The organism is Bacillus norwichensis, from assembly GCF_014836955.1.
Taxonomy (GTDB): Bacteria; Bacillota; Bacilli; order Bacillales; family Bacillaceae_C; genus Siminovitchia; species Siminovitchia norwichensis.
The window spans coordinates 88,837-94,836 of sequence record NZ_JACSPV010000004.1 but is presented as its reverse complement, the minus strand read 5'-3'; the positions used below and the strand labels follow the sequence as shown (position 1 = coordinate 94,836).

5 protein-coding genes are annotated in these 6,000 nt (G+C 38.7%); all 5 read left to right on the top strand.

The window, feature by feature from the left end:
• Positions 1 to 24 precede the first annotated feature (24 nt).
• Entirely contained in the window at positions 25 to 2,304 is a 2,280-nt protein-coding gene (locus H9631_RS22960; protein ID WP_318246767.1) for an NEAT domain-containing protein, read from the top strand.
• A gap of 89 nt (positions 2,305 to 2,393) precedes the next feature.
• Positions 2,394 to 3,275 (top strand): heme ABC transporter substrate-binding protein IsdE, encoded by an 882-nt coding sequence (isdE, locus tag H9631_RS03670; protein WP_191810056.1) that lies wholly within the window; start codon positions 2,394 to 2,396, stop codon positions 3,273 to 3,275.
• Positions 3,276 to 3,314: 39 nt separating this feature from the next.
• Positions 3,315 to 4,298 carry a FecCD family ABC transporter permease gene (locus H9631_RS03665; RefSeq protein WP_191810053.1) on the top strand — a complete coding sequence of 328 codons (984 nt, stop codon included), beginning with the start codon at positions 3,315 to 3,317 and terminating at the stop codon, positions 4,296 to 4,298.
• Positions 4,288 to 5,061 (top strand): ABC transporter ATP-binding protein, encoded by a 774-nt coding sequence (locus H9631_RS03660; protein WP_191810051.1) that lies wholly within the window; start codon positions 4,288 to 4,290, stop codon positions 5,059 to 5,061. Before H9631_RS03665 ends, H9631_RS03660 begins: the two co-directional genes overlap by 11 nt.
• 21 nt (positions 5,062 to 5,082) lie before the next feature.
• Positions 5,083 to 5,856 carry a class B sortase gene (gene srtB, locus H9631_RS03655; RefSeq protein ID WP_404801709.1) on the top strand — a complete coding sequence of 258 codons (774 nt, stop codon included), beginning with the start codon at positions 5,083 to 5,085 and terminating at the stop codon, positions 5,854 to 5,856.
• The last annotated feature ends 144 nt before the right edge of the window (positions 5,857 to 6,000 follow it).

Below are 6,000 nucleotides of genomic sequence, written 5' to 3'. Positions count from 1 at the left end.
TATGAGCTTGATGAGCTAACAACGATGATGAACGCGCAAGTGCAATATACAGCAGGAGCACATAATGGTGACCAACCGCTTCGTCTAGCATTTAATGAAGACAGTGTAACAAAAGTCGTTGTGGAGGAACCAGTAGAGACTCCAACTCCGATACATTTGGAAGATGGAAATTACACGATAGATCTTGAGGCCTTACATGCTAAGGAAGATAAGCCATCTGGTATGGCAAGATACATTGAAAAAACAGCATCCCTGGCAGTAAAAGATGGAAAAACCCTTCTGACACTTACGTTGACAGATCATAAGACAGTCACAGGTTTTCAAGTGGAAGAGAAACAGCCGGTTAAAGAAGAGGTAAATGAAGGGAAGAATACGCGAGTAGTCACGTATGAGCTTGATGAGCTAACAACGATGATGAACGCGCAAGTGCAATATACAGCAGGAGCACATAATGGTGACCAACCACTCCGCCTTCAGTTTAGCGAAGATAGCGTGACGGTGGTCGAAGATAATGGTGGCGAAGAAGAAGTAGATCAACCGAAATACAAAGACGGAGTTTATAAGCTACCGTTTGTTGTGTGGCAAGCAGAGAAGGACGAACAATCTGTAGCGGATGATTATTTCGAAAAGCCAGCCCAGCTGACTATAGAAGATGGAAAGTACATTGTCCAAGCTGAATTAAAGAATAGTTCATGGTGGCAGGAATTTAAGGTACAGTCAGGCAAAGATTTTGTTAATGTGACAACTGTTAGTGAAGATGTGAAGAAAGGTACAAGGATTGTTCAATTTAAGGTGGATGATCTTGATCAAATTCTAAATGCCAAAGTGCATATTATCGTGACAGGAATTCCAGGACTTAATTACGATAATAAATATGACATTCGCTTTAAATTTGATACAAGCGAAATCCCGTTATCAGGAGAAACCCCAGGTGAAGGCACGGGAGAAACTCCAGGTGAAGGCACGGGAGAAACTCCAGGTGAAGGCACAGGAGAAACTCCAGGTGAAGGCACAGGAGAAACTCCAGGTGAAGGCACGGGAGAAAACCCAGGTGAAGGCACGGGAGAAAACCCAGGTGAAGGCACAGGAGAAACTCCAGGTGAGAACCAGAAATACAAAGACGGTGTTTATGATTTGCCGTTTGTAGTATGGCAAGCAGCTAAGAATGAAATCTCTGTTGCTGACGATTACTTGGAAAAACCAGCAAAATTGATTGTGAAAAATGGAGAATATACTGTTCAAACCACGTTAAAGAACAGCTCATGGTGGAAATATTTTAAGGTACAATCAGGTAAAGGTTTTGTAGATGTTAAGACTGTTAGTGAAGACACCAAGAAAGATACAAAAGTTGTTGAATTTAAAGTATCTGATCTTGAACAAATCCTAAATGCGAAAGTGCATATTATTGTTCCATTCATTAATTACGATAATAAGTATGACATTCGCTTTAAGTTTGATCCAAGCCAAATTCCATCAGGAGAGAACCCAGGTGAATCCGGGGAAAACCCAGGTGAAGGCACGGGAGAAACTCCGGGTGAAGGTACAGGAGAAACTCCTGGAAAAACTCCTGGAAAAACTCCTGGAAAAACTCCTGGAAAAACTCCTGGAAAAACCCCTGGTAAAACCCCTGGAAAAACTCCAGGTGAGAACCAGAAATACAAAGACGGTATTTATGATTTACCATTTGTAGTATGGCAAGCAAATAAGGATGAGATATCTGTAGCTGACGGCTATATGGAAAAGCCAGCAAAATTGATTGTGGAAAATGGAGAGTATACTGTTCAAACTACGTTAAAGAATAGCTCATGGTGGAAGTACTTCAAGGTACAATCAGGCAAAGATTTTGTAGATGTTAAGACTGTTAGTGAGGATACTAAGAAAGATACAAAAGTTGTTGAATTTAAAGTATCTGATCTTGATCAAATCTTAAATGCCAAGGTGCATATTATCGTGACAGGAATTCCTGGTTTTAATTACGATAATAAATATGACATCCGCTTTAAGTTTGATCCAAGTAATATTCCATCTGGAGGAAAAGTTGCCGATGGATCAAAGCCAAAATCAGAGCCTAATACAAATGAAGAAACTAAGTCTGGGCAAGAAAATGAACAGGATACTACTGTTCCAGCATTTGACCGTAATGGCGATAAGATCAATAAAAGCAACAATGGCATTACGAACAAACTAGGAATTAATCCTAAAACAGCTGATAAAGCAAAAATTATTTTATTCGCCACTTTATTAATGGGATCACTTATTTTATTAATCATTAAGTGGCGTAGAAAACCAGGTACGAATAATTAAGAAGTACGTTAATTTGAGTCTTGTTGCCTTTGTTCTTGGTAACAAGACTCCTGTTTTGATAAATATGTCTCGCTGGGTGGGAACTTCTTATGAAGAGGAAAATCCTTGTTTTATTAATGGTTGTCATCTTGTTACTCATTGGCTGTTCATCTGAAAAAAATGCAAAGAAAACAATAAAAGAGAATAATGATCCTGAAAATAATCGGATAGTATCTACGACGGTGGCAGTAACTGAAATCATGGACGCATTGGAAATTGATTTAATCGGTATTCCAACAAGCTATAAAAAATTACCTAAGAGATATAAGGGGATTACAGAAGTGGGAAATCCGATGAGTCCAGATATGGAATTGATCATGTCATTGCAACCGAAGGAAGTTATGTCTGTTACAACATTAAAGTATGATTTAGAGTCTGTTTTTGAAGATGCTGGAATTAATACTCGATATGTAAACTTAGAGAGTATTGATGATATGTACTCAGAAGTTTTAAAGATCGGAGAACAATACAAACGTCAAGAACAAGCCGAGAAAATAGTGAATGAATTTGATGAAAAATTGAAGGAAACCGAGAAAAAAATTGAAGGGAAACCAGCTCCTAAGGTGCTTATTTTAATGGGAGTACCTGGAAGCTATTTAGTTGCTACGGATCGTTCGTACATTGGTGACCTGGTTGAAAAAAGCGGCGGTATAAATGTTTTTTCTGGCGAAAAAGTTGAATATCTCGCCTCGAATACCGAATACTTACAGCAATCAAATCCTGATATTATTTTACGGGCGGCACACGGGATGCCAGATGAAGTAGTAGAAATGTTTGACAAAGAATTTAAGGAAAATGATATTTGGAAACATTTTGATGCTGTAAAAAATAATCGGGTATATGATTTGGAGGAAACTCTTTTCGGCACGACAGGTAACTTAGCTGCGTCTGAAGCGTTAGATGTAATGGTTGAATTGCTTTATTCGGAATAAGAGTGGATAGACTGTTGTCTATTGAAAAGGATGTTCTAAATGAAGAAAAAATGGCTTAGTTTTATAACAATAATTTTATTATTAATGATTGCGCTTATTTACTCGGTCAATACCGGCAGTATTCAAGTTTCGTTCGGTGAATTAATAAACGGGCTAATAACTGGTACAAATGGAGACGTCCAAGTCATTAGAGATTTGCGTCTGCCCAGGATTATTATTGCAGTGTTTGCAGGAGCGTCTCTATCAGTTTCAGGAGTGTTGCTGCAAGCAGTGATGAGAAACCCATTAGCAGAGCCAGGAATAATCGGTGTTTCATCAGGTGCAGGTTTTATGGCGATGTTATTGGTATCCATCTTTCCGACTCTATATTTTTATATGCCTTTTTTTGCTTTTCTAGGTGGTGCCTTGGCCTTTTTTCTTGTCTATTCCATTTCGTGGAAATCAGGTTTAGATCCGTTGCGGATGATTTTAATCGGGGTAGCAATTAATGCGATTTTTACAAGTTTAAGCCAAACATTTAATTACCGGGGAAGTTATACTACATCGATGGTACAAGAAGTAACAACCTCTACTTTGGCAATGAAGAAGTGGAGTGACGTGGAAATAATGGTTATTTATGGGACAGTCGGATTAATTCTGGCTGTAGCGGTATATGCGTGGTGCAATTATTTGGGATTGGAAGATAAAACGGCAAAGAGCCTTGGATTTAATGTGAACTTAGCTCGCTTTGTCATTTCAGCCATTGCGGTCTTGCTCGCATCGGTTGCTACAGCCACTGCTGGGCTGTTCGTTTTTGTGGGACTGCTTGTACCACATATCGGCCGCATACTGGTTGGAACAGATCACAAAGTACTGATCCCTTTTTCTGCGCTATTAGGTGCACTATTAATTTTACTTTCGGATACGCTGGGAAGAACATTAATAGCTCCAAATGAAATTCCTGCATCGATCATTATGGCATTGATTGGTGGGCCATTTTTAATATTCTTACTTAGAAAGAGTGATCGTATCTATGGAAATTAAAGACATTACTTATTCATATGATAAGAAAACGAATCATCTAAAAAATATTTCCAGTAAGATTGATCAGCATAAGATCACCACCATTATTGGCCCAAATGGTTCAGGGAAGTCGACCTTATTGGGGATCTTAGCCAATAGCTATGTTCCGAATAAAGGGCAAGTTATGATAGATGGGAAGCAATTGCACCATATAAAGCCTAAGGAGCTGGCAAAGAAGATTGCAATTGTACATCAACAAAATAGTGCACCAGCCGATATGACAGTAGAAAAGCTAACTAGCTATGGAAGACTGCCGTACAAATCAATTTTTTCCAATCAGACATCTGATGATCAACAAGCTGTTGAATGGGCTTTACAAAAAACTAATTTAATAGCTAAGAAGACTAAAATGATCAGTGAGCTATCTGGAGGAGAGCGGCAACGTGCTTGGATAGCGATGACATTGGCTCAAAGCACCCCATACCTATTTTTGGATGAACCGACCACTTATTTAGATATTTACTACCAGTATGAGATATTGGAATTGGTCAAACAGTTAAATAGCGAAAATGGTTTAACGATTGTGATGGTGCTCCATGATATTAATCAGGCCATTCGCTATAGTGATACGATTATGGTAATGAAAGATGGAAAATTGATAAAAAAAGGTACTCCAGAACAAGTTGTTACTTCTGAATTGATACAAGAAATATACGGAGTGCAGGCGGTTGTCAAAATGGATGAGGAATCTGGTTTATATATCCTCCCTTTGGGAACTCAATAATCTTTTTGCTTGAGGTGGTTGATGATGGACGGAAAACGGCAAAAGAAAGGAAGAGTTGGGCAAAAGGTGTTCACCATCTTATGTCTAATTGTCCTTATTTATTCGGGATATGAACTGGCGAGCATTTTCATCGGTTATTACAAAAATCGCCAGGTTTTGGCGGAAGTCCAACAGCTCTATTATAATGAACATTCCGCTGAAATCGAGGAGATTAAAGAAGGTGAAATCCGTTCTCAGTTTAATAAATTGCTTCAGATAAACCCTGATATGATAGGCTGGATCACCATTGATGATACGATGGTCAATTATCCGATCTTGCAGGCAGATACAAATGAGTATTATCTATACCGGAATTATAAGAAGGAAGACTCGCGTGCGGGCAGTATTTTCATGGATTACAGGAATGATATTACTGCACATGATCGGAATACTATTATCTATGGCCATTCTATGAAAGATGGTTCCATGTTCAATCAGTTGAAGAAGTTCCTTGATAAAGATTTCTTTGAATCGCATCAAACGATTTATTTTGATACGCTGTATGGCGCATACGATGCGAAAGTGTTTGCCGTTTATCATACAACAACCGACTTTGATTATATTCAAACGGAATTTGATTCTGACGAAGAGTATGCCGCTCTTTTGCAGAAGATGATGGATGAATCCGTTCATTGGACAGATGTGGAATTGCAGGCTGATGATCAAATTCTTACCTTATCAACTTGTGATTATTTACTGGATCCCGACAAGGGAAGATTTGTAGTACAAGCGAAGTTGGTCCCAAGAAATGGCTAAATGCCGCGTTGAATTAATATTAAACAAGGAAATGTCCAGAAGTGGGCATCTGGACGGGCTTAAAGCCCGTTCTTTGCTGTTTTTATTAAAAATCGTTACGATTAGTGGCTACATAGTATTTTTTCTCATTTGGCTAGTGATTCT